Raw genomic sequence first — 22,079 nt, 5'->3', positions numbered from 1 at the left:
ATCGATGACCTCGATCGCACCAGAAACCGCGCGCCGCGTCTTCCGTGGAGCCGAACCGATACACGGCATGATCTACTTCACCCCTTTCGGCGCGGAAGCATATGCCGCACTGGGCTTTACACACCCTCGAATGGGTTACTTCGCTTCGCGGTCTGCGCCCATGGGCGCAGTAGCGGCTGAAGTCACCATCGCTACGTTCTTCAACTTCAACCCAGCACTGGTATACGCGGTGCTGCCGGAAGCCTGGACAATCGCCACCCCCGAACAGATCCTCACCGCTCGACTCGACGCTGTCGACCGTTCGCTGCGCAAGGCCTGGGGAGAACATGTCGACGGCACCGAAGTTCGCGAAGCTGCCGAACTCGCACGTCGAGCCGCGGAACGCGCCTGCAACAGACCACAAGGGCGACCCCTGTTCGGTGGGCACGCATCATTGCCGTGGCCTGATGAGCCTCATCTCGTGTTGTGGCATGCCCAATCCTTGCTCCGGGAGTTTCGCGGAGATTCTCATGTCGCACTTCTTCACACCGAAGGACTCAACGGTGTCGAAGCGTTGGTAGTCCACGCCGCAACCGGTGATGTTCCTGCTGCTGCTCTGCAAATGAGCCGGGCATGGGACAACGATCAGTGGGCGGAAGGCGTCGCCAGTGTGCGGGCGCGTGGATGGCTCGAAGACGGTCCCGAGCTTCACTTGAACGAGGTGGGTCGTGATCGCCGGCAGAGGGTTGAGCATCAGACTGATGTGCTGGGGTCGTACCCGTACGAAGCGATCGGTGAAACCGGATGCAGTCGACTCCTCGAAATCTCGGAACGTCTCTCCGGTGAAGTGATCGATGCAGATCTCGGATTCCCGGCAGCTCTGGCAGCGCGTCGCCGATTGCGTGCGTGACAGCAAGAGGTGAGTGTCGAACGTGGCTGGTGGTGATACGACGAGGGCATCACCACCAGCCCGTTCACCGAAATTCGACTGAGCCCCGAACCTGCGCAGCGGGTCGTCATCCGAATGAGACTGCCGTTGTGCCGAATCCTCGCGCAGGATGGGTCAAGATGGCTTGATGTGGAAACAGGCACTCGGGTTTGCTTTGTTCGGTGCGACCGTTGCCATCGTCACGGCGGCGCTGACACAAGGATCGTCACAGGCGTCGGCCACGATCACCCTCTTTTCGGGTGGCACGACAATCTCGGGCTTCGCGGGTGAATCGCAATGGGCCTGGCCCATCGAGGCTGCGGTGATCGGCGCCGTTCTGGGCGCGCTGACCGGGCTCGTACTCCACCTCGCGGGTGTGCGAATCTCCGGAGGTCAGGACAATCGAATGCTTCGAACTGTGGTGGCAGGCCTCGTGGGAGTCACGCTTGGGTTGACGCCCCTGTTGGTCTTGATCAGCATGGCATTCACCAGGTCGGTTGACATCGGATGGTCCCCGCTCCTGGTTTATGCCGTCAGCGGTTTCCTGGCCTACGGTCTGGCGGTCGCCGCCGTGTTCGGAGTTCTTCGCGCAGCCGGGGATCGACTTACTACGCGCACGGCGCAGGCGGTGGCGGCGATGCTTCCGGTCGGGGCGTTGGCGGCGACGGCTGTAGGTGTCGGTACTGCGTGGAGGCTGGGCTTTTCCACCGCCGCTCCCACCTGGATCGCGGTCGTACTGCTGGTGGTTTTCGTATTGGCCATGACGTTCGTTGCGGCCCGGGCGTGGGCTCTACGGATTCAGCCTCGTGACTTACCAGAAGTCGCATAGGCAGTGGGACGATTGATTCGGACGGGTGCGTTGAGATGAGGGGCGAACGAATCTTCGCGGGACTCGTCGTCGGCCTCCTACTGGGGCTGTTCGGCTACCTGCCATTGGTACTCCTGTGGCAACACTTCGCGGATGTCCCGCAGCCGCAGCTGTATCCGAACCGTTCGTTCACGTCGTTCGGGCCCAACCCACCACCGCTCACCTACTGGATAAGTTGGGCGGCGCCTGCCGCCGTGTTCGTCTTGCTCGGACTTATGACTATTCCCAGCCGCACCGGCCGGCAATTCGCGTTGCCATTGGTGTTTGCGTTCCTTCCGGTCGCTGCAATGGTGGCGTGGTTCTGGATCTCGATGGAACTGTTCTTCAGCCCCGACTGATCATTCACTCGACCGCGCATCGCGAACTCCACCGCGCGCACGCGCAATGGCGCCCTGGTTGCGCAATGCGATCCCCTGATGCACCGCAGCAAGTACCAATGCCAGCACTGCCGCAGGGAGGCTCCCCACCATCGAGAGCAGAGAAGGCACATCCGAGCTGAAAGCGGTAAAGAAACCCACTACTGCAGCGCAGAGCATTGTCGCCGAGACGATCCAGGAAACTAATGGTCGCGGAATCACGGCTGGAATGACGCACAGAGCCACCGGCAACGCCAGCACCAAGAAGAGCTCCCGCCCGAAATAGTCATGAATCGAGCGGTAGCAATCAGCAGAACTGAGCGGGCCGAGACCTATTTCACAATTGGTGATCTCGTACAGCGGCCACTGTGCCGTCGCGGATCCTAGAATCCCGGTGGCAACCGCTAGTACAACCCACGCGATCCGAATCCCCGTCATACGAAGAGATCATGCCAGTAGGGAAAATTGCGCTCCGAAGCAGAAAGTAATCAAATCTCGAAATGGACAAAACAACCTCCTTGCGTCGGAGCGGTTCTCGACACGAGTGGCACAACATGTTCGGCGTGCTCAACTCGCAGGTTGGGTTTTGAGCCTGATCGGGACATTCCGCGTCGTTGACAACTATTGGGAGACAGCACCTATTTTGAGTGCGGGTATCGCAGTCGCTGTACTCGGAATAGTTAACGGCCTGCCGAGTTTGACTGTCACCCTGATGCACAATCGACGGCCGCAACAGGCGTGAAGTTTTCGAACATGTTTTATGGAAGGGTGCTTGCATGGCAACACAACCGCATGGCCAGTCCATAACCCCGGCGTGGAAAGTATTCACGGCCATCGGTTTTGCAGGTGTTGTGGGCGCTGCCGTGACGTACTTCCGGGACGGGTCCACTTTGGCGATCATTGGCGGGATGGTCATCCTCGCGATTGGTCTGCCGCTTACTGTCTGGTCCATCCTGCGAACGCTGCGTGAGAATCGAGGACATCGCCTTCATTGGTGGAGAACACCGCCGGTCAATCCGAGGAACGTCGACCTGTCTCGTGCTGTCGGCATTCCGACTACAATATTCGGTGCACTGACAATCTGGCTGAATACAGCAGGTTCGGCGCCGTGGTGGTTAGCAGCAATCTTTACCGCCATTCTGATCGCGCTCTTCGGAGCAACCGTTGCCGTCCACAATATTCGCCTCAGTCAGCGAAACTGAGCTAGCCTTCCGCGCATGCCGGTTTCTGCGGATGTTCGCGAGCGCCTTCGGTCTTACCTGGATCCAGAGAACGAGATCCGGTACGTATTTCCAGCAGACGTACTGATGAGCGCGAAACCGAGTGTGTTTGTCGTGGTCAGCCGAAAGGCGATCACCGTCTTCTCGACGAGCTCTCGTTCCAGAAAAGTGCCGAGGTCGATCCTCACCCAGTTTCCGAGAATGACCGTTCTCGGCACGGTCGACACCGCGTCCACGCCGCACTTCACTGCCGCGGGCATAACGTAAGAGATCGACGAAGAATATGTTGCAGTCGTGAACGCTGCCGACGCGGAGATCACGTCACCGCAGGACTTCCCACGAGATCCGTTGCCGAACCTGTGAGGCACATACAAAAAAGGCAGTTTCTCATTTCTGAGAAACTGCCTTTTTGATCTAACTTCGGTCGGGCTGACAGGATTTGAACCTGCGACCACTTGACCCCCAGTCAAGTGCGCTACCAAGCTGCGCCACAGCCCGTCCCACGCCCTTGTTTCGGGCGCTTGGAAAGATTACATCAGGGACGGGCCGAAGTACCAATCGGCTGGTCAGAGCCTTTTCAGTACCGAATTGGACGCAGAATCAGCGGCCCTTACGGTCACGCTTCTCGCGCACTCGGACGGATACGCGGATCGGGCTGCCATCGAAGTTGAACTCTTCACGCAGACGCCGCTCGATGAAGCGGCGGTAGCCGGCCTCGAGGAAGCCAGTGGTAAAGAGAACGAATGTCGGCGGGCGTGTGCTTGCCTGCGTTGCGAACATGATGCGAGGCAGGCGGCCACCACGCATCGGCGGCGGTGTGGCCGCCACAACTTCCTTGAGCCAGGTGTTCAGGCGACCCGTGGGGATGCGCTTGTCCCAGGATTCGAGTGCCGTGTCGAGCGCAGGGACGAGCTTCGCCACGGCGCGACCGGTGTGGGCGGAGATATTGACTCGCTGAGCCCACGGAACGCGGACCAGATCGCGGTCCACTTCCTTGTCCAGCATGAGTCGACGGTCCTCGTCCACGAGGTCCCACTTGTTGAATGCGATCACCAATGCACGACCCGTGTCGGCCACCATGCTCAGAACACGGAGGTCCTGCTCGGTGATCGGCTCGTGTGCGTCGATGAGCAGGATCGCGACCTCAGCGGCCTCGATTGCACTCTTCGTACGCAGCGACGCATAGAACTCCGCGCCGCTGGCATGGCTGACGCGCTTGCGCAGACCAGCCGTGTCGACGAAACGCCAAGGGCGCCCGCCGAGTTCGACGATGGAGTCGACGGGGTCGACGGTGGTGCCGGCAACATTGTGCACGACGGACCGCTCGTCACCGGACAGCTTGTTGAGCAAGCTGGACTTTCCGACGTTCGGCTTTCCGACGAGAGCAACACGACGCGGGCCGCCGCCGGGGATACCTTCACGCGGGGTTTCCGGCAGCTTCTCGAGAACCTCGTCGAGCAGGTCGCCGGTACCGCGTCCGTGCGTCGCACTCACGGAGTACGGCTGACCGAGGCCCAAGGACCACAGCGCTGCAACCTCGGACTCGGTGCGTCCGTCGTCCACCTTGTTGGCAACGAGGATGACCGGAGTCTTCGAGCGGCGAAGCACTCGAGCGACAGCTTCGTCCGTCGTCGTAGCGCCGACAACGGCGTCGACGACCAGGAGAATGGCGTCAGCAGTTCCCATGGCCAATTCGGCCTGGCGGGCAACGGCCTGCTGAAGACCCTTTGCGTCGGGTTCCCATCCGCCGGTGTCCTGGACGAGGAAGCGCCGTCCGGCCCAGTTCGCCTCGTACGAGACGCGGTCACGGGTAACGCCGGGGATGTCCTCGACTACCGCTTCACGACGGCCGATGATGCGGTTGACGAGCGTCGACTTGCCGACGTTCGGTCGACCGACAACAGCCAAGGTCGGGACGGCAATATGCGCTTCGCCTTCGCCGTCCGCTTCGAGATCGGCGTAATCCCACTCCGATTCCTCGGACCAAGTTCCGTCACCGGCATATTCGGTTACCAGATCGTCGCTCACTGCACTGCTCCAGTTCTGTCGCTGACCACCAACAGCAACTTGGCGATCACATCTTCAATTCCCAATTCGCTCGTATCCACCAGGATGGAATCCTCGGCAGGGCGCAACGGCGACACTGCCCGAGTCGAATCGAGATGGTCACGGCGCTGCACATCAGCCAGCACCGCTTCGTAATTGTCTTCACGGCCTTGGCCGACGTTCTGCGTATTGCGCCGTGCTGCACGGGTTTCCGCCGATGCGGTCAAGAAGATCTTGACGTCTGCATCGGGGAGTACGACGGTTCCGATGTCGCGACCTTCCACGACGATCCGCTCCGCACCGGCCGCCAGCTCACGCTGAGTGGCGACCAGCAGGTCGCGAACCTCGGGTACGGCCGACACCGCAGAGACAGCTTTGGTGACCGCGTCGCCACGGATCTCCTCACTGACATCCGCGCCGTCGAGATGCACCTGCTCACTGCTTGGATCGGTACCGATGGACCACGGCAATGCCGCAACGGCAGCGGTGATCGCGGCGGAATCAGCCAGATCGATTCCCTGACGAAGCACGTGCAGGGTCGCGATCCGGTAGATGGCTCCGGTGTCGAGGTAGCGAGCGCCCAAACGCTGCGCCAACGCGCGAGAGACGCTGGACTTGCCGGTTCCGGACGGTCCGTCCATAGCGACTACCAGCGGCATGGACGAATCGGTCACAGGCCGACCGCCTCGTACAGTCCACCGACCTCGCTACGTCCGAGGACGCGCTGCGTTCCCGGACGCTGATCGCCGAGAGCGACAACTCCGACGTTGGTGCGAACCAGACGGACAACGGGGTGACCGACGGCATCGAGGAGACGACGCACGATGTGCTTACGGCCCTCGTGCAGTACAAGCTTGACGAGCGTCTTGCCCTCGTTGATCTCGAGCACGGTGAATGCGTCCACCTTGGCCGGACCGTCATCGAGAGTGACACCGTCACGCAGCTGCTTGCCGGTGCTGCGCTCGACAACGCCGTGAACCGTGGCGAGGTACGTCTTCGGAACCTCGAACGACGGGTGCATCAGGCGGTGAGCCAAATCGCCGTCGTTGGTGAAGAGGAGCAAGCCTTCGGTGTCGGCGTCGAGACGGCCGACGTGGAAGAGCCGCTGACCCGATTGAACGCGCTCGGAGACGATGTCACCGACGCACGGACGACCGAGATCGTCGGACATGGTGCACTGCCAGCCACGCGGCTTGTTCATCGCAAGGTAGACGAGGTCCTTCTGCACGACGACGCGGACGCCGTCGACACGAACCACTGCGTTCTCGGGGTCGACACGCAGACCCTGCTCGACCACGATGCGGCCGTCGACCTCGACGCGACCCTGGTCGATCAGCTCTTCAGCTGCACGGCGTGATGCGACGCCGGCCTGAGCCAGCACCTTCTGCAAGCGGACGCCGTCGCCCTTCGGCGGGCCGTCGTGCTTGGTGATCTCGGCATGCTGATGACGTGCCGGCTTGGCGTTGGAGACCAACGGGTTCTGAGAGACGACGCGCTGCGGCTTCTCGGTCTTCGGCTTGCCACGCTTGTTGGTCGCCGGCGGTGTGGGAGCTGCCGGGCGCTTGCGCGGAGGTCCGTCGAACTTGGATCCACGAGGTGCGTTCGACCACGCGCCGCCGCGAGGAGCGTCGGGGCGTGCGCCGCGCTGATCGTCACTGCGACGGTCGGCGCCACCGCGCGGTGCCCGACGGGCGTCTACGTGGGGGGTCCGGCGGTCATCGCGGCGGTCGTCAGTGCGCGGTCCGCGCCGATCGTCGTTGTAGCCACCACGACGGTCGTCCGTACGTGCGGGGCGACGGTCGTCGCTGCGCGGCGGGCGACGGTCATCGCTGCGCGGAGGGCGACGGTCATCGCTGCGCGGAGGGCGACGGTCATCACTGCGCGGCGGGCGACGGTCATCATTGAATCCACCGCGACGGTCGTCCGTGCGGGGACGGTCGGATCCGGCGTTGCGGTCGTATCCGGAGGTACTGCGGGAAGTGTTGCTGCGTCCACCACGGGGCGCTTCGCTACGTGCGCCGCTGCGACCACCACGGGGGGCATCGCTGCGTGCGCCGCGGTTGTCGCGGGAGTTGTTACGGTCCGGTGTGCCATCACGGCGAGCGGGATTGTTCACTTTTTTCCTGTCAGTTTTCTACTGTTTCCCGAGCGTGGTCGGGTCTTTCTCGGTGCTGACGACGGCCGGAATTCCGGTCAGTCGTCGACTTCGGTGTCCACTACCTCAGTGGGCACGTCTGCCTTGTTCATTCTCGCAAATCGCGGATCGGATTCCAGGCTTTCGCTGATGTCGTCGATGAGATCGACATCAGGCAAGAGCGGGGCCAACTCCGGGAGCTCGCTGAGCGAGGCCAGCCCGAGCCGTTCGAGGAACAGTTCGGTCGTGGAGTACCGTGTCGCGTTGGTGTCCGGGTCAGGCCCGGCTTCCGCGATCAGTCCGCGGGCAAGGAGGGTGCGTACCACCCCGTCCACGTTGACGCCTCGTACCGCACTGATCCGCGCACGAGTCAACGGTTGACGGTATGCGACTACGGCCAAAGTTTCCAATGCCGCCCTGGTCAATTTGGTGCGTGCGCCGTCCAATAGCAGCTTTTCCACGTACGGGGCAAACTCTTGTCGCGTGTACAGACGCCATCCGTCGCCCGCGTAGCGAAGGTCCATTCCGCTGCCGCGAGCGGTCAATGCGGCCGACATCGACGTCAGGCGTTCTTCGACGCGCTCCGGTGCGGTTCCGGTGACAGATGCGAGTTGGTTCACTTCGGCCGGCGAATCCACGACAAGCAGAAGCGACTCCAGCACTGCGTCGAGTTGATCGTCGTCGAGGTCGAAATCGGGTGCAGACTCTTCGGACTCCGAGGCGTCGTCGGTAGGCTCGATAATCTCGTCTAGCTGCGAAGACTCTGATTCCGTCGGTTCGGCATTCATCCGTAGTCCTCCTCTGTGACCGGCGCGGCCGGGTCGTCTCCGGTCCAACTCACCATCAGCGGTCCGAGGGCCTCGGGTTGCTCGAACACGATGACCTGCCGGCGATACAGCTCGAGCAATGCGAGAAACCTTGCCACTATCTCGACAGTGATTTCGCACTCGGCAACGAGGTCCCCGAATGGTGTCCACTCCCCGATGCCTCGCTCGCGCAGCAACTCGAGAATTCGCTCGGCCTGTTCGGGTATCGAGATATTGGACACATGGAGGTGATCGAGGCCCACTGTCGGCACCGGACGCGGTGTGAACACCGTCGCCGCGATCTCCGCAAAACGCTGAGGGTCGACGCCCAACAACACCTCGGGCAGGAGTTGGGTGAACTGATCCTCGACGGCAACAGAGCGCGGATAGCGCCGCAGCGCTGCTTCCTCCAACTCACCGAACAGCGCCGCAACCTGTTTGTACGCCCGGTACTGCAGCAGGCGTGCGAAGAGGAGATCGCGTGCTTCGAGAAGCGCCAGATCCTCCGCGTCCTCGACCTGCCCGGCGGGCAACAACCTGGCCGCTTTCAGATCCAGAAGCGTAGCTGCGACAACCAGGAATTCCGTCGTCTGATCAAGGCCCATCGCACTGCCGAGTTCCTTGGTGTACGCGATGAAATCGTCCGTGACGGTGTGAAGGGCGACTTCGGTGACGTCGAGCTGCCGTTGATTGATCAGGTTCAACAGCAGATCGAACGGGCCTTCGAAGTTCCGGAGAGTGACTCGAAAACCGGCAGCCTTGGCTGCGGTCTGAGCGTCGGTCGGCACGTTCGGATCGATCGAATCCGGCTCGACTTCGACCGGATCTTCTTGCGATGCAATCAGTTCCACTAACGACCAGACCGGTGAATGACCTCGCGGGCCAAGGCTCGATATGCCTCGGCGCCAGCCGATTTCGGCGCCCACGTCGTGATCGGCTCACCGGCAACGCTGGTTTCGGGGAATCGAACGGTGCGGTTGATCACCGTGTCGTAGACGACGTCGCCGAACACCTCGACCACTCGCGCCATCACCTCACGAGCGTGCAGGGTCCGGGCGTCGAACATCGTGACGACGATGCCGGCCAACTCGAGCTTCGGATTGAGACGGTCGTGCACCTTTTCGACGGTGTCGTTGAGAAGTGCCAGGCCGCGGAGGCTGAAGTACTCGCATTCCATCGGAATGATGACCGAATCGGCGCACGCCAGCGCATTCACCGTGAGCAGGCCAAGCGACGGCTGGCAGTCGATGAGCACGTAGTCGTACCGATCGAGAACCGGGTGCAGCACGCGCCCCAAAGTCTGCTCACGCCCGACCTCGGTGACCAATTGAATCTCGGCGGCCGAAAGGTCGATGTTGCTGGGGAGCAGGTCCAGACCGTCCACCCGAGTGCGCATCAAAACGTCGTCGATGGACACACGCGGTTCGACCAGGAGATTGTGGACGGTCAGTTCCAGGTCGTGATGCTGAACGCCCAGACCAGCAGACAACGCTCCTTGGGGATCGAGATCCACCAAGAGCACTCGGCGACCGTATTCGGCCAACGACGCGCCCAGGTTGATGGTCGACGTCGTCTTGCCGACGCCGCCCTTCTGGTTGCACATCGCGATGATCATCGCGGGTCCGTGGTGCGCCAACGGTGTCGGTTGGGGTACCTCGCGGACCGGCCGGCCCGTCGGACCGAGTTCTTCCGTGGAAACAGCAGGGGTTTCCGCAGGTGGAGAGGCTACTGGCGTCGTATCTATTTCGAACATCGCCTCTGGTTCGGAGGGTACAGCTGGTGCTGATTCGTTCACGCGCTCGAAGAGTTGGGCATTGACATGCGGCGGCGCGGACTCCGCCGCTGGTGGCTGCGATGTCGACACGGTCCGATGCTCCCCTACTCTTTCGGCGGTTGCTCTCGGCGCCGGCAAACCCCCGAAACTGCGGTGGAGGCCGCTCGCGCTCCTTGAACGCTACCGCTTACATCACCGAATGGTCTCGCAGACACGCATGAGCCAACCAACGCCTAACGGGCGCGTGGGTGTGCCTGAGCCCACACTTCGCGCAGCGCTGTGACGGTGACCAGTGTGTAGATCTGCGTCGTGGTTACCGAAGCGTGACCGAGAAGTTCCTGCACGACGCGTACGTCCGCGCCGCCGTCGAGCAGGTGTGTGGCAAACGAGTGCCTGAGCGTATGGGGTGAGACGTCCGCCTTGATCCCGGCCGACGCGGCCGCGTCCTGAAGAATCTGCCATGCACTCTGACGCGAGAGGCGTCCCCCGCGAGCGTTGAGAAAGAGGGCAGGAACACCACGCGTCGCGAGGCTGGGGCGCCCGCGGACGAGATACGCGTCGACGGCGGCGATCGCCGGCCTGCCGACGGGGACGATCCGCTGCTTGCCGCCCTTGCCCTTGAGCAGCACGGAACGGGTTTCGGTGTCGATGTCGTCGACGTCCAGATCGATCGCCTCGGTGATGCGTGCTCCGGTCGAGTACAGAAGCTCTAAGAGAGCGCGATCCCTCAGGTCGCGGGGCCCGTCACCGGCCGCACCGCCACCCGAAGCGTCGAGTAGGGCGATCACGTCGTCGAGCGGCAGAGCTTTGGGCAACTTGCGTCCGGGCGTCGGCGGCTTGACCGTCCGAGCCACATCGACACCGACCAGGCCCTCGGCGGCGGAGAACTTGTGGAATCCGCGGACCGCGATCAGGGTCCTCGCTGCCGAACTGGCCGCCAACGGTACGACGCCGGCATCTTTGTCACCCAGGCGCAGATGTGTCACGAATTCGGTGACGTCGTTCTCCGTCACGCCCGCGACGTCGTCGATGCCGCGCCCGTTCAGGTACTCCGCATACCGATTCAGGTCGCGGCGATACGAAAGCAGAGTGTTGCGCGCAGATCCTCGCTCGACCGCTAGATGGTCGAGATACGAGTCCACCTGTCGGGCAAGCACTTCAGGCTCGCGACTTGCGTTCTCCGAATGCGCGAGGACGATCGGGCCACGGTGCGTCGGCGGGGCGCAGCGGCTTTCCCGTCGAGCGTGCGGTAGCGATCGCGAGAATGCCCGATACCGCGGTGGCATTGACGATGTCGCCGCGCAGCGCCATGTCGACGGCGTCGGCGAGCGGAACTCGCGAAATCTCGAGATCGGCTTCTTCGTGTTCGGGATCGTCGCGCTCCACCTCGTGCAGCCCCTCGGCGAGGAAGACGCGAACCGCCTCGTCCGTGAACCCGGGTGAGAGAGCTACATCGACCAGCACCGACCATCGATCGGCGCCGAGTCCGGTTTCTTCGCCCAGCTCGCGCGCTGCCGCCTCGACCGGGCTCTCCCCCGCAGCGTCGAGCAGACCGGCAGGGATTTCCCACAACCGGTGCCCGAGCGGGTGACGGTACTGGTGAATCAGCACCAGGTTGTCGTGCTCGTCCAGTGCTACGACGGCAACGGCGCCGTGGTGTTCGACGACTTCCCGATCGGCACGCTGACCACCAGGCATCGCAACGGTGTCGACGCGCAACGCGATGATCGCGCCGGTGTAGACCGTCTTGGAGCCGAGGGTGTCGAATTCGTGCCGACCGGGATCGCTCATCTGTGGCTAGACCTTTTCCACGTTCTCGACTGCAGCGTCGAGCGCTGTCTCGGTGGCAGCGGTGTCGATCTTCTCGTCACCGTGGACGTCGACGGGCAGGCGCTCTTCGAGCTTGTACGTCAACGCTGCTTCGACGAAGGCGGCGAACAGCGGGTGCGGGCGCGTCGGGCGACTCTTGAGCTCCGGGTGTGCCTGGGTGGCAACGAAGAACGGATGCTGCTCACGCGGGTACTCGACGAACTCGACCAGGTGACCGTCCGGCGAGGTTCCGCTGAACTGCAAGCCGGACTTGGCAATCCGGTCGCGGTAGGTGTTGTTGACCTCGTAGCGGTGACGGTGACGCTCGGAGACGTCCTCGGTTCCGTAGGCCTGAGCGACGACGGAACCCTTGGTCAGCACGGCCGGGTATGCACCCAGACGCATGGTGCCACCGAGGTCGGCGTCACCGGCGATGACGTCTTCCTGATCAGCCATCGTGGAGATGACCGGGTGCTTGGTGTCCGGCTCGAACTCGGCCGAGTTGGCATCGTCGAGGCCGACGCTGCGAGCAGCTTCGATGACGACGCACTGCAGACCCAGGCACAGACCCAGCAGCGGCAGCTTGCGTGAACGTGCGAAACGGATCGCGCCGAGCTTGCCCTCGATGCCGCGGATGCCGAAGCCGCCCGGGATCAGAACACCGTCGACGTCACCGAGAGCGGCCTGCGCTCCGGCTTCCGTCTCACAGGCGTCCGACGGGACCCAGGAGATCTCGACCTTCGACCGGTTGGCAAATCCACCGGCGCGCAGTGCCTCGGTGACGGAGAGGTATGCGTCGGGCAGGTCGACGTACTTGCCGACCAACGCGACGCGCACGGTCTCACGCGGCTGGTGAACACGATCGAGGAGGTTGCCCCACACGGTCCAGTCGACGTCGCGGAACGGGAGACCGAGCTGGCGAACGACGTAGGCGTCGAGGCCCTCACGGTGCAGAACCTTCGGGATGTCGTAGATCGAGGGAGCGTCGGGCGTCGAGATGCAGGCGTCGACGTCCACGTCGCACATCAGCGCGATCTTGTTCTTGAGGCCCTGCGGAACGTCACGATCGCAACGAAGGATCAGCGCGTCGGGCTGAATGCCGATGCTGCGCAACGACGCAACCGAGTGCTGCGTGGGCTTGGTCTTGAGTTCTCCGGAGGGGCCGAGGTACGGCACGAGGGAGACGTGCAGGAAGAAGACGTTGTCGCGGCCGACGTCGTGGCGGACCTGGCGAGCGGCTTCGAGGAAGGGCTGCGATTCGATGTCGCCGACGGTTCCACCGATTTCGGTGATCACGACATCCGGGCGGTGTCCCTGCAGATCCGGGCCGCTCATCTCGAGGATGCGACGCTTGATCTCATCGGTGATGTGCGGGATGACCTGAACGGTGTCACCGAGGTACTCGCCACGACGTTCCTTGGCGATGACCGTCGAGTACACCTGGCCGGTGGTGACGTTCGCCTGACCGGATAGGTCACGGTCGAGGAACCGCTCGTAGTGCCCGACGTCGAGGTCGGTCTCGGCACCGTCTTCGGTGACGAAGACCTCGCCGTGCTGGAAGGGGTTCATGGTGCCCGGATCCACATTGAGATAGGGATCGAGCTTCTGCATGGTCACGCGCATTCCCCGCGCGGTCAACAACTGTCCCAGGCTCGAGGCGGTCAAACCTTTGCCGAGCGAGGAAGCTACACCTCCGCTGACGAAGATGTGCTTGGTGGCGGTACGCGTGTTAGTGCGTGACTGTGGCAAAGGGGCTCCCGTGACGACTGTGCAGGGCTTGGTCTGATGAAGCATGCTGGGGCCTGCCGACCCACGGGATTTCACGGTAACACCTATCGGGGGTCGGTGCCTACAACGCGCCGACTTTCCGCCCCCGATGTGACCGGCGTATCAATACCGGGGTGTTCAGTTGGTGGGTGCGCCGACGGTAACCGCCGCCGCTCCCGGTCCCGTGCCGTAGCGGCCGGCGCCGCCGTTCAACTGTTCCTGAAGTGCCAACGGCGTCGTGATCTTGCCCGATTCCCGGTCGATGTTGTCGATGGTCGTCAAGCCCGCTGAGAGCGCCGCGTCCGCACGCGCGACGGCAACCGGACCACTGCCCTCGGCCGAGCCAGGCCGGCCCGCGAGAATCGTTCCTGCGCCGCGTCCGTCGAGAGCACCGGCAAACCGGGCGATGACGGCGCCGCGGTTACCCGTGGCTGCGTCGGATTCACTCTTGTTGTCGCCGGTGAGGACCACGGCGAGCTGAGCCGGCTTGACCGCTCCGTCGTCGTAGCTGATGAAACCGGCGCTACGCAGCGAGTCGAGCGCGAGATTCATCTCGTCCGGAGTGCTCTGGGGTTCGCTGTTCTGCCCGTTGAGAAGCAGAACCGAACCGAGCAGATCACCTGCGAGACTGCCCTGATCGACCGCACCGGTCTTGAGGGTGATCCCCGCAGGGATGACATTGGTGACGACAGTCCGCAAACGGTCACCGCCGGTGGCGTCGACAAACGAATCGGTGAGCGAGACGCGTCCGGTCACGGCGCCGCCGGCGGCAGTGACGAGTCGGTTGACACCGTCGAGATCACTGGGATCCGCGTCCGGTGCCGTGATGACGACGACGGTGCGACCAGCGAGACTGTCACGCACGACGCGACCGCCGACAGCGGCATCGAAGCCGTCCGCGGAATTGAGTTGCTGCTGAAGCTGATTGGACTGTTGATTGAGGTCTTCGATCTCGTTCTGCAGGTCCGCCTTGTCGTCACGCAGACCGGACAGCAATCCACTCGACAGCATTCCGGAACCGAGCACCACGCCGATCGCGAGTGCCAGAAAGATTGCCGCTATGGAAATTGCATGTTGACGCATCGAAATCACTTGAAGAGCCCCTGAACCCACAGCGCGAAGCTGTTCCACGTTGCGATTGCCCAGTCGAGAACTTCACTACCGGCATTGGACACGACCAGGGCGACGATCACTGCCACCAGGGCGGCGAGCACCAGTAGCGCGATCGCGCCGCCGGACACTCGACTTCGATACAGCGTTGCCACAGCCTTGGCATCGACCAGTTTCGGTCCAACCTTGAGCCGTGTCATGAACGCCGACGGATTGCTTTCACGACGCCCACGGTCGAAGAACTCGTCCAAGGACACCACGTTGCCGACCGTCACGATCAGTGAAGCTCCGTGGTGATCGGCAAGCAGCAGGGCAAGGTCGGTCGGTGAGCAGGTCGCCGGGAACGTCATCGCCCCGATACCGAGATCCTGGATTCGGGAAAGCCCCGCCGCATGACCGTCCTGGTCTGCAGGCAGAACAACTTCCGCGCCGGACTTGAGCGTGGAACTGGTGATTTCCTCCGGGTCGCCCACGATCAGATCGGGGCGGTATCCGGCCTTGCTCAACACGTCCGCACCTGCGCCGACACCGATCAGGATCGGCGAATACTCCTTGATGAAGGGCTTGAGGTTCTTCAGATCGGTCTCGCGTTCGGGGCCGTCGGAGACGACCACGACATGGCGGTCCTTCAAGTCGATATCGATGTCCGGAACACCGATTCCGTCGATGAGCAACGGGCTTTCGGTGCGGATGAACTCGATGGTGTTACCCGAGAACGCTTCCAAGTGATCGACCAGGCCGGTCTTGGCCTCGATCATCCGGTCGGAGATTTCGGCCTCGGTCTGCTCTTCGCCCTTGACGAGGCTCTTCTCGCCGTTGAAGATCTCGCCCTCGTGCAGGCGGATCTTGCTTCCGTCCTTGATGTTCTTGAAGACATCACCGTCGACGGCATCGATCAGAACGATGTCGTTGGCGACGATCACTTCCGGTCCGAGGTTGGGGTACCGCCCCGAAATCGACGGCGACGCGTTGACCACGGCCATGACTCCGGCTTTCACCAGAGCATCGGCGGTCCGGCGATCGATGTCGATTTCGTCGAGGATCACGATGTCTCCAGGACCGACACGGCGCAGAAGCTTCGCCGTGTTCCGATCGGCCCTGGCGATGCCACTGATCCCAGGCAAGGATTCGGTGTTACGTGAGAGCAATCCGGGCATCTTCATGGCTTCGATGATGAACCTGAAACCGCGTTGACCGGTGGAGGCGCGCCGACAACTACCACATCAGTCACACCAACACCACAGAACCTTCAATCTGTGACGCGGGCCGCATTCGCGATCTCGAGCAGTTCTTCGGCGTGCGCACGACCGGTTTCGGTGTCGTCCAGCCCTGCCAACATACGGGCCAATTCGACCACCCGATCCGAATCCGACAAGGTCCGCACGCCACTGCTCACCACTCCGCCTTTGTCGTCGACCTTGTCCACCACGAGGTGGGTGTCGGCAAACGCAGCAACCTGCGGAAGGTGGGTGACAACGATAACCTGATGCGTGCGAGCAAGTTTCGCCAATCGGCGGCCGATCTCGACAGCAGCGCGGCCACCGACCCCCGCGTCCACCTCGTCGAAAACCATCGTCGCACCGGTGTCGCTACCAGCGAGAACAACCTCGAGCGCCAGCATGACGCGTGACAGCTCGCCACCGGAAGCGCTCTTGCTGATCGGAAGTGACGGTGCCCCACTGTGCGCTGACAGGCGAAATTCCACCTCGTCGACGCCGGCAGACCCGGCATGCAGGTCTACTCCCCCGACACTGAGCGGCGCCGAGTCCTGCGGGCCGGCAGGCTGCGAACGCACAGTCACTTCGAGGCCCGCACGTCCCATCGCCAGACCGGCGAGTTCCGCGCTGACGGCTTTGGCGAGCTTTGCCGCCGCCTTGACTCGCGCGGCGCTCAGCTTGGTAGCGGCTTCCGCGGTCAGGCCAGCCGTCTCCTCGACCTGCTTGGCCAACAGTGACAACGCATCCGAGGACACGTCGAGTTTGGATAGACGAGCGCGAGCAGTATCTGCCCATTCGAGAACACCGTCGACATCGGCGGCGTACTTGCGAGTCAGAGTCTTCAGTTCCGATTGCCGCGACAACAAAGAGTCCAGAGCACCCGGGTCTGCGGGCAGCCCGGACAAGTAGGTGTTCAGGTCACCGGCAACGTCGGTGACGACAGCAATAGCGTCGGCCAACCGGGAACCGAGGCCGTCCAGATCGGCGTCGGTGACCGACTCGATGCGCGCCCTCGCTTCGGACATCAGGTCTAGCGCCGGCATGACACCGACGTCGCCGCTTGCCATGTCGTCACTACCGGCGAGCGCAGCGTGCGCCTCTTCCGCAGCCGAGCGGAGCGAATCGAGTTCACTGAGTCGACGAACTTCGGCAACGATCGCCGTGTCCTCGCCGGGCTCGGGTGCCACGCCGTCGATTTCGTTGAGCGCGAAGGTCAACTGATCTGCTTCTTGTGCCAGTTCACGAGCCTTCGACGTGCGCTCGATCAACTCCGAACGAGCATCGAGCCATTCACGACGGTGTTTGCGGTACCTCGTCAGCAGCGTTCCGATTGCCTTGTCCCCGAAGCGGTCCAGCGCGTTGCGTTGCTGGTCGGGACGAAGCAATCGCAGCTGATCGTTCTGTCCGTGGACAGTCAGAAGTGGGTCCGTGAATTCGGAGAGAACTCCCGCCGGCACGCTTCGTCCGCCGAGATGAGCCCGAGACCGCCCATCGCTGCCGACTGTCCGCACGGCGATGATGGTCCCGTCTTCGTCGCGCTCGGCGCCGGACGATTCCAGGATTCGGACGATCTCACGCTCGGTGGCCGGTGAGACGTCGTCGGCGAAGAATCGTCCTTCGACAACGGCTCGCGACGCGCCCAACCGCACTCGACCGGCATCCGCTCGCGCTCCGCTGAGGAGGTGCAAGCTGGTGACGACCATCGTTTTACCTGCGCCGGTTTCACCGGTCAGGACGGTCAGGCCCTCGTGAAACTGGGCGCTGGCCTCGGAGATCACACCAAGACTGTCGATACGGATCTCTGCGAGCACGATTAAGGCTTCCTTCCTCGCCATCCGGTAACCGGAAGCTCGAACTTGCGAACCATCCGATCAGCGAAAGGCGCAGAGTCCAACCGGACCCACTTGACGGGAGTGGCGCCGCGAACGATCTCGACGCGAGCGCCGGCAGGCAGTTCCAAGGTACGACGGCCGTCGCAGAAGACCAGGCCGTCGTGGCTGCCTGCGACGGTCTCCACCGCGATGATCGAATTCGGGCTGGTAACCAGCGGCCGCGCGAACAGCGCATGCGCGTTGCTGGGTACGACGAGCAATGCTTCGAGTTCGGGCCACACGACGGGGCCGCCTGCGGAAAATGCATAAGCGGTCGAGCCTGTGGGAGTGGACACGAGAACACCGTCGCAACCGAACGCAGACACCGGTCTGCCGTCGACTTCGAGGACAACTTCGAGAACTCCCAGACGCGAACGGTTCTCGATACTGGCCTCGTTGAGCGCCCACCCGCGGTCGATGATCTCGTCGTCCACCCGAATCACGACGTCGAGTGTCATGCGAGACTCAACGCGATATTCCTTGCGAACTACTTGTGCGAGAGCCTCGTCGAGATGCTCGGCCTCGGTCTCTGCCAGAAATCCGATCCGTCCGAGGTTGATGCCCAGTACCGGAATGGACGCTTCTTGAGCAAGTTCGGCGGCGCGCAGAAACGTGCCGTCGCCACCGAGGACAAGTACCAACTCGCATCCAACGGCAGCATCAGGGCCGGGATGAACAACCGTGACGTCGAGACCCGGCGCAGAGAAACCCTCGGGTTCCGTCATTGCTTCGATGCGCGAGCTGTCTGCTTCGTCGACGAGGACTCGCAGTCCGATTCCCGCGCGCTCGAAGATCTTCCCGACCCGCTTGGCAGTTTCCGTGATGTCACGTCGACCAGGGTGTGCGACAAGAAGGATCTCGCGCGACTCGCCGTTCGTGACCGCGTTCACTGGGGCCCTTCCTCTACAGCCTTGCGAATCATGTCCTCCACCGTGGGAACTCCCTCGGTGTTCGTCTCGGTGTCGGTAACCGTCTCTTCGTCGCCGGATGTACCCGTCTTTCGAAGCCACAGGAAATACTCGACATTTCCCGACGGACCGGGCAATGGGCTGGCCACGACACCTAACGTCCGCAGACCTACCTTTGCAGCAGCCTCCGACACGTCGAGCACAGCGGAGATTCGCAGTTCCGGATCTCGTACGACGCCACCGGCACCGACGCGGTCCTTGCCCACCTCGAACTGAGGCTTGACCATCGGAACCAGGTCCGCGCCGTCAGCGGTACAGGCGACAAACGCCCCGAGTACCAGTTTGAGAGAGATGAACGACAGGTCCGCGACAACGAGATCGACAGTTCCGCCGATCGTCTCGGCATCGATAGCGCGAACATTGGTTCGGTCGATGACATGCACTCGGTCGTCGGACTGTAGGCGCCACACCAATTGGCCGTAACCGACGTCGACGGCGACAACTTCCTTCGCACCGCGTGTCAGCAGAACGTCCGTGAACCCGCCGGTGGAAGCGCCGGCGTCGAGGCACCGGCGACCTTCGACCGTCAATCCTTCGGTACCGAAGGCGTCAAGGGCACCGATCAGTTTGTGAGCACCGCGCGACGCCCACGAAACTTCCTGCTCCACCTCGACGACCCGAAGTGGCGTTCCGGCTTCGATCGCCGTCGCGGGCTTGGTCGCAACGGCTCCGGAAATGAGAACTCGGCCCGCGGAGATCAGTTCTTGCGCATGATCTCTCGATCGTGCCAGACCGCGACGGACCAATTCGGCGTCCACCCGTGCTCTACGTGCCACGTCAAGCCCTGTCCACAGAGGCGAGTGCCTGGACGAGCACCTCGTGTGCCTGTTCCAAAATATGTGCCTTCTGCGGAATCACACCTGCTCCGTGATGATCGTTCGGATCGTGTTCGATGCCGCCGAGGCGTGCCAGCAAACCGTCGACGTCAGAACGTATTCGTTCCGGATCGACGGTAGGGCGTGACCCGGGCAGCGGTGATCCGTTGCTCGAGTTTCCGGGGTGCGGTGTCGGCGTGCTCATCGGGCACAACGTTAGTGCATGACTCTCCGTTGCGCATACACCCGCACCCCCGCGAGTCGAACACATATGCGAGAAATCAGGCCAGCCAGGAAGCAAACAGATCCGCCACGCCGGCATCCGACGCTTCCAGGGTCTGGAACGACGGATTAGCCCATGCGACAGGCGCAACCGCACGTAGAAGCGACATCTCGTCCCCGACAACCGGGCCGTCGACAACCAGCGCCGACCCGTTCACGGAGACAGACCACTTGGAGTCCGAACCGACCAGCGATTCGACGGCCGGCTGATTGAGCGAATCCAGAGTTGCTGCAATGTAGGTGGGGCGCTGCTCAATCGGCGCCCGCAGTACGTCGCCCGGCGTGCTCACACCGGTCAGTACCAACAGTGAGTCGATCGAAACAGCATGTGCGCCTTCGATATCAGTGTCCAAGCGATCACCGACGACCAGTGGACGCGAGCACCCACTGCGTGCAAGCGCATCCTCCATCAGCGGTGCAGCAGGCTTGCCTGCCACCAAGGGTTCCTGCCTCGTGGCGGCGCGCAGAGCCGCCACCATCGAGCCGTTGCCGAGCACCAAACCCCGTTCCGACGGCAGTGTGGTGTCCAGGTTCGCAGCCACCCACAGCGCCCCGGCCCTGATCGCCAAGCATGCCTCGGCGAGGATCGACCAGTTGGTCTCCGTCGAATGTCCTTGGACGACTGCAACCGGGGAATCCGCGAATTCGCGCACCGGAAGCAAACCGACGCGCGTCACCTCGTCGGCCAATGCATCTGTACCGACGACGAGTACAGCGGCACCGGGTTCGAGACGCTCAGCCAACAGACGCACCGCCGTCTGAGAACTGGTGACCACGCGATCGTCTTCGGAATCGAAACCGAGTTCGGTCAGATGCGCGGACACTGCCGAAGGCGAGCGACTCGCATTGTTGGTCACGTAGTACAAAGCCTGCGTACCCTGACCCAACGCAGCCTGGGTGCCGGGAATCGCATGAGCTCCGGCGTACAGCGTGCCGTCGAGATCGAGCAAAAGTACGTCGTACTGAGTACGAAGCACGGTCACTGATCTTCTCCGGTCAACTCGGCCACCCGTTCTTCAGCATCCGTGTCACCCTCGAGGTCTGCAGCTGCAGCATTGAGGAACCACTTCAATCCGTCTTCGACACGACCTGCTGCAACGAGGGCATCAGCGTACGCATAGAAAAGCCGAGCCGCCGCTTCACCGGTACGCGCTGCGTCCAGATCCTTGGTCTGCAGTGTGACAACTGCCTGATCGAACTGACCGAGATCCATGCGGGCGCCGGCGACCACGATCCTCAACTCCGAAGCCTCGTCGCCGGAAAGCAGGGCAGCCTCGTCGCTACGGCCGAGCTCGATGGCGCGTTCGGGTCGACCCAAACCGCGTTCGCAGTCGGCCATGACAGCGATCAGACCCGGTCCACCAGCCATTCGACGGGCAGCACGAAGCTCGGAGAGAGCTTCAGCCCATTCACCGGCGTGGTACGCGGTGATTCCAGCAGCTTCACGAACCACCGCAATTCGGCCGGCGCGCTGACGAGCAGCACGAGCGTGGAGCAGTGCAAGTTCCGGGTCTTCGTCGACAAGCTTGCCTGCCATGACCAGGTGACGCGCAACTGTGTTGGCGTTGTCCTTGTCGAGGCTGAGCAGATCCCGACGAACGGCCGGATCCAACTCGGTGGGCTCTACGTTGTCGGGCAAATCCGGTTCGTCAGGTCGTGCTTGCTGACGGTTGCGGTCGCCGTCGCGTCCACGAGGGGTGAACCCACCCTCGCCGCCGCGACGCTGTCCGCCGTTGAATCCGCCGCCACGGTTACTGTTTCCAGCACCGCCACGGTTGTTGTCTCCGGCACCACCGCGGCGGTCTCCGCCTGCAGCGCCGCGTGATCCACGCCCGTCGTTGTCACGACGGGGGCCACCTGATCGAGGCGCTCCTCCCCCACGGAAGGACCGACGCTCGTCGCCATTCTCCGACACAGTCATTCCTCTCATACAACGCACGAAAGGGGACCCAATATGTTGGGTCCCCTTTCGGTTAACGGGTGTTCGGCGGTGTCCTACTCTCCCACACCCTGTCGAGTGCAGTACCATCGGCGCTGAAGGGCTTAGCTTCCGGGTTCGGAATGGGACCGGGCGTTTCCCCTTCGCTATGACCGCCGTAACTCTATGAAACTGTCACAGTAACCAACCT

The 22,079-nt window shown here is 62.8% G+C and carries 23 protein-coding genes, 1 tRNA gene and 1 rRNA gene; 5 read left to right on the top strand and 20 right to left on the bottom strand.

Translation table 11 applies throughout. The features are described from left to right. Window positions 1-4: 4 nt before the first annotated feature. The 3 genes from AC1DVN_RS20470 (at window position 5) to AC1DVN_RS20460 (ending at window position 2,113) form a co-directional block, all read left to right on the top strand. Window positions 5-889, top strand: a complete 885-nt coding sequence (locus tag AC1DVN_RS20470; RefSeq protein WP_020907854.1) for an SCO6745 family protein — start codon at window positions 5-7, stop codon at window positions 887-889. Window positions 890-1,055: 166 nt separating this feature from the next. Beyond that, the gene (locus tag AC1DVN_RS20465; protein WP_397510325.1) at window positions 1,056-1,736 is read left to right on the top strand and encodes a hypothetical protein; all 681 of its coding nucleotides are present in this window, start codon (window positions 1,056-1,058) and stop codon (window positions 1,734-1,736) included. A 35-nt stretch (window positions 1,737-1,771) separates the two neighbouring features. Next, complete coding sequence (locus AC1DVN_RS20460) at window positions 1,772-2,113, top strand: hypothetical protein (RefSeq protein ID WP_047888127.1); 342 nt, start codon at window positions 1,772-1,774, stop codon at window positions 2,111-2,113. Here AC1DVN_RS20460 and AC1DVN_RS20455 read toward each other — a convergent pair whose 3' ends face one another. Then, a complete protein-coding gene (locus AC1DVN_RS20455) occupies window positions 2,114-2,569 on the bottom strand; it encodes a hypothetical protein (protein ID WP_047888126.1) in 456 nt (151 codons plus the stop codon). Between the two features lie 338 nt (window positions 2,570-2,907). Between AC1DVN_RS20455 and AC1DVN_RS20450 the strand changes: the two genes are divergently transcribed. Both AC1DVN_RS20450 and AC1DVN_RS20445 read left to right on the top strand, forming a co-directional pair. Then, window positions 2,908-3,333 (top strand): hypothetical protein, encoded by a 426-nt coding sequence (locus AC1DVN_RS20450; protein ID WP_047888125.1) that lies wholly within the window; start codon window positions 2,908-2,910, stop codon window positions 3,331-3,333. 15 nt (window positions 3,334-3,348) lie between these two features. Then, window positions 3,349-3,618 (top strand): hypothetical protein, encoded by a 270-nt coding sequence (locus AC1DVN_RS20445; protein WP_223257804.1) that lies wholly within the window; start codon window positions 3,349-3,351, stop codon window positions 3,616-3,618. Window positions 3,619-3,775: 157 nt separating this feature from the next. Here the strand turns inward: AC1DVN_RS20445 and AC1DVN_RS20440 are convergent. The 19 genes from AC1DVN_RS20440 to rrf form a co-directional block, all read right to left on the bottom strand. Further along, window positions 3,776-3,849, bottom strand: a tRNA-Pro gene (locus tag AC1DVN_RS20440). Window positions 3,850-3,951: 102 nt separating this feature from the next. Beyond that, window positions 3,952-5,379 carry a ribosome biogenesis GTPase Der gene (gene der, locus AC1DVN_RS20435; protein ID WP_019748583.1) on the bottom strand — a complete coding sequence of 476 codons (1,428 nt, stop codon included), beginning with the start codon at window positions 5,377-5,379 and terminating at the stop codon, window positions 3,952-3,954. Next, the gene (gene cmk / locus AC1DVN_RS20430; RefSeq protein ID WP_029255443.1) at window positions 5,376-6,056 is read right to left on the bottom strand and encodes a (d)CMP kinase; all 681 of its coding nucleotides are present in this window, start codon (window positions 6,054-6,056) and stop codon (window positions 5,376-5,378) included. Before cmk ends, der begins: the two co-directional genes overlap by 4 nt. An 11-nt stretch (window positions 6,057-6,067) precedes the next feature. Beyond that, complete coding sequence (locus AC1DVN_RS20425; protein ID WP_477994169.1) at window positions 6,068-7,513, bottom strand: pseudouridine synthase; 1,446 nt, start codon at window positions 7,511-7,513, stop codon at window positions 6,068-6,070. 77 nt (window positions 7,514-7,590) lie between these two features. Then, window positions 7,591-8,319: an SMC-Scp complex subunit ScpB gene (gene scpB / locus AC1DVN_RS20420; protein ID WP_269577159.1), complete on the bottom strand. Its 729-nt coding sequence runs from the start codon at window positions 8,317-8,319 to the stop codon at window positions 7,591-7,593. Then, window positions 8,316-9,188 carry a segregation and condensation protein A gene (locus AC1DVN_RS20415; protein WP_095996185.1) on the bottom strand — a complete coding sequence of 291 codons (873 nt, stop codon included), beginning with the start codon at window positions 9,186-9,188 and terminating at the stop codon, window positions 8,316-8,318. Before AC1DVN_RS20415 ends, scpB begins: the two co-directional genes overlap by 4 nt. Then, window positions 9,188-10,201 carry a ParA family protein gene (locus AC1DVN_RS20410; RefSeq protein WP_020969711.1) on the bottom strand — a complete coding sequence of 338 codons (1,014 nt, stop codon included), beginning with the start codon at window positions 10,199-10,201 and terminating at the stop codon, window positions 9,188-9,190. Before AC1DVN_RS20410 ends, AC1DVN_RS20415 begins: the two co-directional genes overlap by 1 nt. 143 nt (window positions 10,202-10,344) lie before the next feature. Next, window positions 10,345-11,268, bottom strand: coding sequence for a site-specific tyrosine recombinase XerD (xerD, locus tag AC1DVN_RS20405; RefSeq protein WP_019748588.1), 924 nt, complete (start codon window positions 11,266-11,268; stop codon window positions 10,345-10,347). 1 nt (window position 11,269) lies between these two features. After that, window positions 11,270-11,902: an NUDIX domain-containing protein gene (locus AC1DVN_RS20400; RefSeq protein ID WP_020907867.1), complete on the bottom strand. Its 633-nt coding sequence runs from the start codon at window positions 11,900-11,902 to the stop codon at window positions 11,270-11,272. A 6-nt stretch (window positions 11,903-11,908) separates the two neighbouring features. Further along, window positions 11,909-13,669: a CTP synthase gene (locus tag AC1DVN_RS20395; protein WP_003946139.1), complete on the bottom strand. Its 1,761-nt coding sequence runs from the start codon at window positions 13,667-13,669 to the stop codon at window positions 11,909-11,911. A gap of 156 nt (window positions 13,670-13,825) precedes the next feature. Beyond that, window positions 13,826-14,779, bottom strand: coding sequence for a copper transporter (locus AC1DVN_RS20390; protein ID WP_019748590.1), 954 nt, complete (start codon window positions 14,777-14,779; stop codon window positions 13,826-13,828). Next, a complete protein-coding gene (gene steA / locus AC1DVN_RS20385; RefSeq protein ID WP_020907868.1) occupies window positions 14,776-15,960 on the bottom strand; it encodes a putative cytokinetic ring protein SteA in 1,185 nt (394 codons plus the stop codon). The genes AC1DVN_RS20390 and steA overlap by 4 nt, the downstream gene beginning before the upstream one ends. Window positions 15,961-16,046: 86 nt before the next feature. Next, entirely contained in the window at window positions 16,047-17,825 is a 1,779-nt protein-coding gene (recN, locus tag AC1DVN_RS20380; RefSeq protein ID WP_477994168.1) for a DNA repair protein RecN, read from the bottom strand. A 2-nt stretch (window positions 17,826-17,827) separates the two neighbouring features. Next, the gene (locus tag AC1DVN_RS20375; RefSeq protein WP_019748593.1) at window positions 17,828-18,775 is read right to left on the bottom strand and encodes an NAD kinase; all 948 of its coding nucleotides are present in this window, start codon (window positions 18,773-18,775) and stop codon (window positions 17,828-17,830) included. After that, a complete protein-coding gene (locus AC1DVN_RS20370; RefSeq protein WP_060939850.1) occupies window positions 18,772-19,629 on the bottom strand; it encodes a TlyA family RNA methyltransferase in 858 nt (285 codons plus the stop codon). The genes AC1DVN_RS20375 and AC1DVN_RS20370 overlap by 4 nt, the downstream gene beginning before the upstream one ends. 1 nt (window position 19,630) lies before the next feature. Continuing rightward, on the bottom strand, window positions 19,631-19,873 hold the full coding sequence (locus AC1DVN_RS20365) for a hypothetical protein (RefSeq protein WP_019748595.1): 243 nt from the start codon (window positions 19,871-19,873) through the stop codon (window positions 19,631-19,633). 76 nt (window positions 19,874-19,949) lie between these two features. After that, window positions 19,950-20,933: an HAD-IIA family hydrolase gene (locus AC1DVN_RS20360; RefSeq protein ID WP_060939849.1), complete on the bottom strand. Its 984-nt coding sequence runs from the start codon at window positions 20,931-20,933 to the stop codon at window positions 19,950-19,952. Then, window positions 20,930-21,871: a tetratricopeptide repeat protein gene (locus tag AC1DVN_RS20355; protein WP_073513327.1), complete on the bottom strand. Its 942-nt coding sequence runs from the start codon at window positions 21,869-21,871 to the stop codon at window positions 20,930-20,932. Before AC1DVN_RS20355 ends, AC1DVN_RS20360 begins: the two co-directional genes overlap by 4 nt. Window positions 21,872-21,932: 61 nt before the next feature. Next, window positions 21,933-22,049 (bottom strand): 5S ribosomal RNA (rrf, locus tag AC1DVN_RS20350). Between the last annotated feature and the right edge of the window lie 30 nt (window positions 22,050-22,079).

The sequence above is a fragment of the Rhodococcus sp. P4_E4 genome (assembly GCF_056401575.1).
This window is presented reverse-complemented; position numbering and strand designations above follow the sequence as displayed.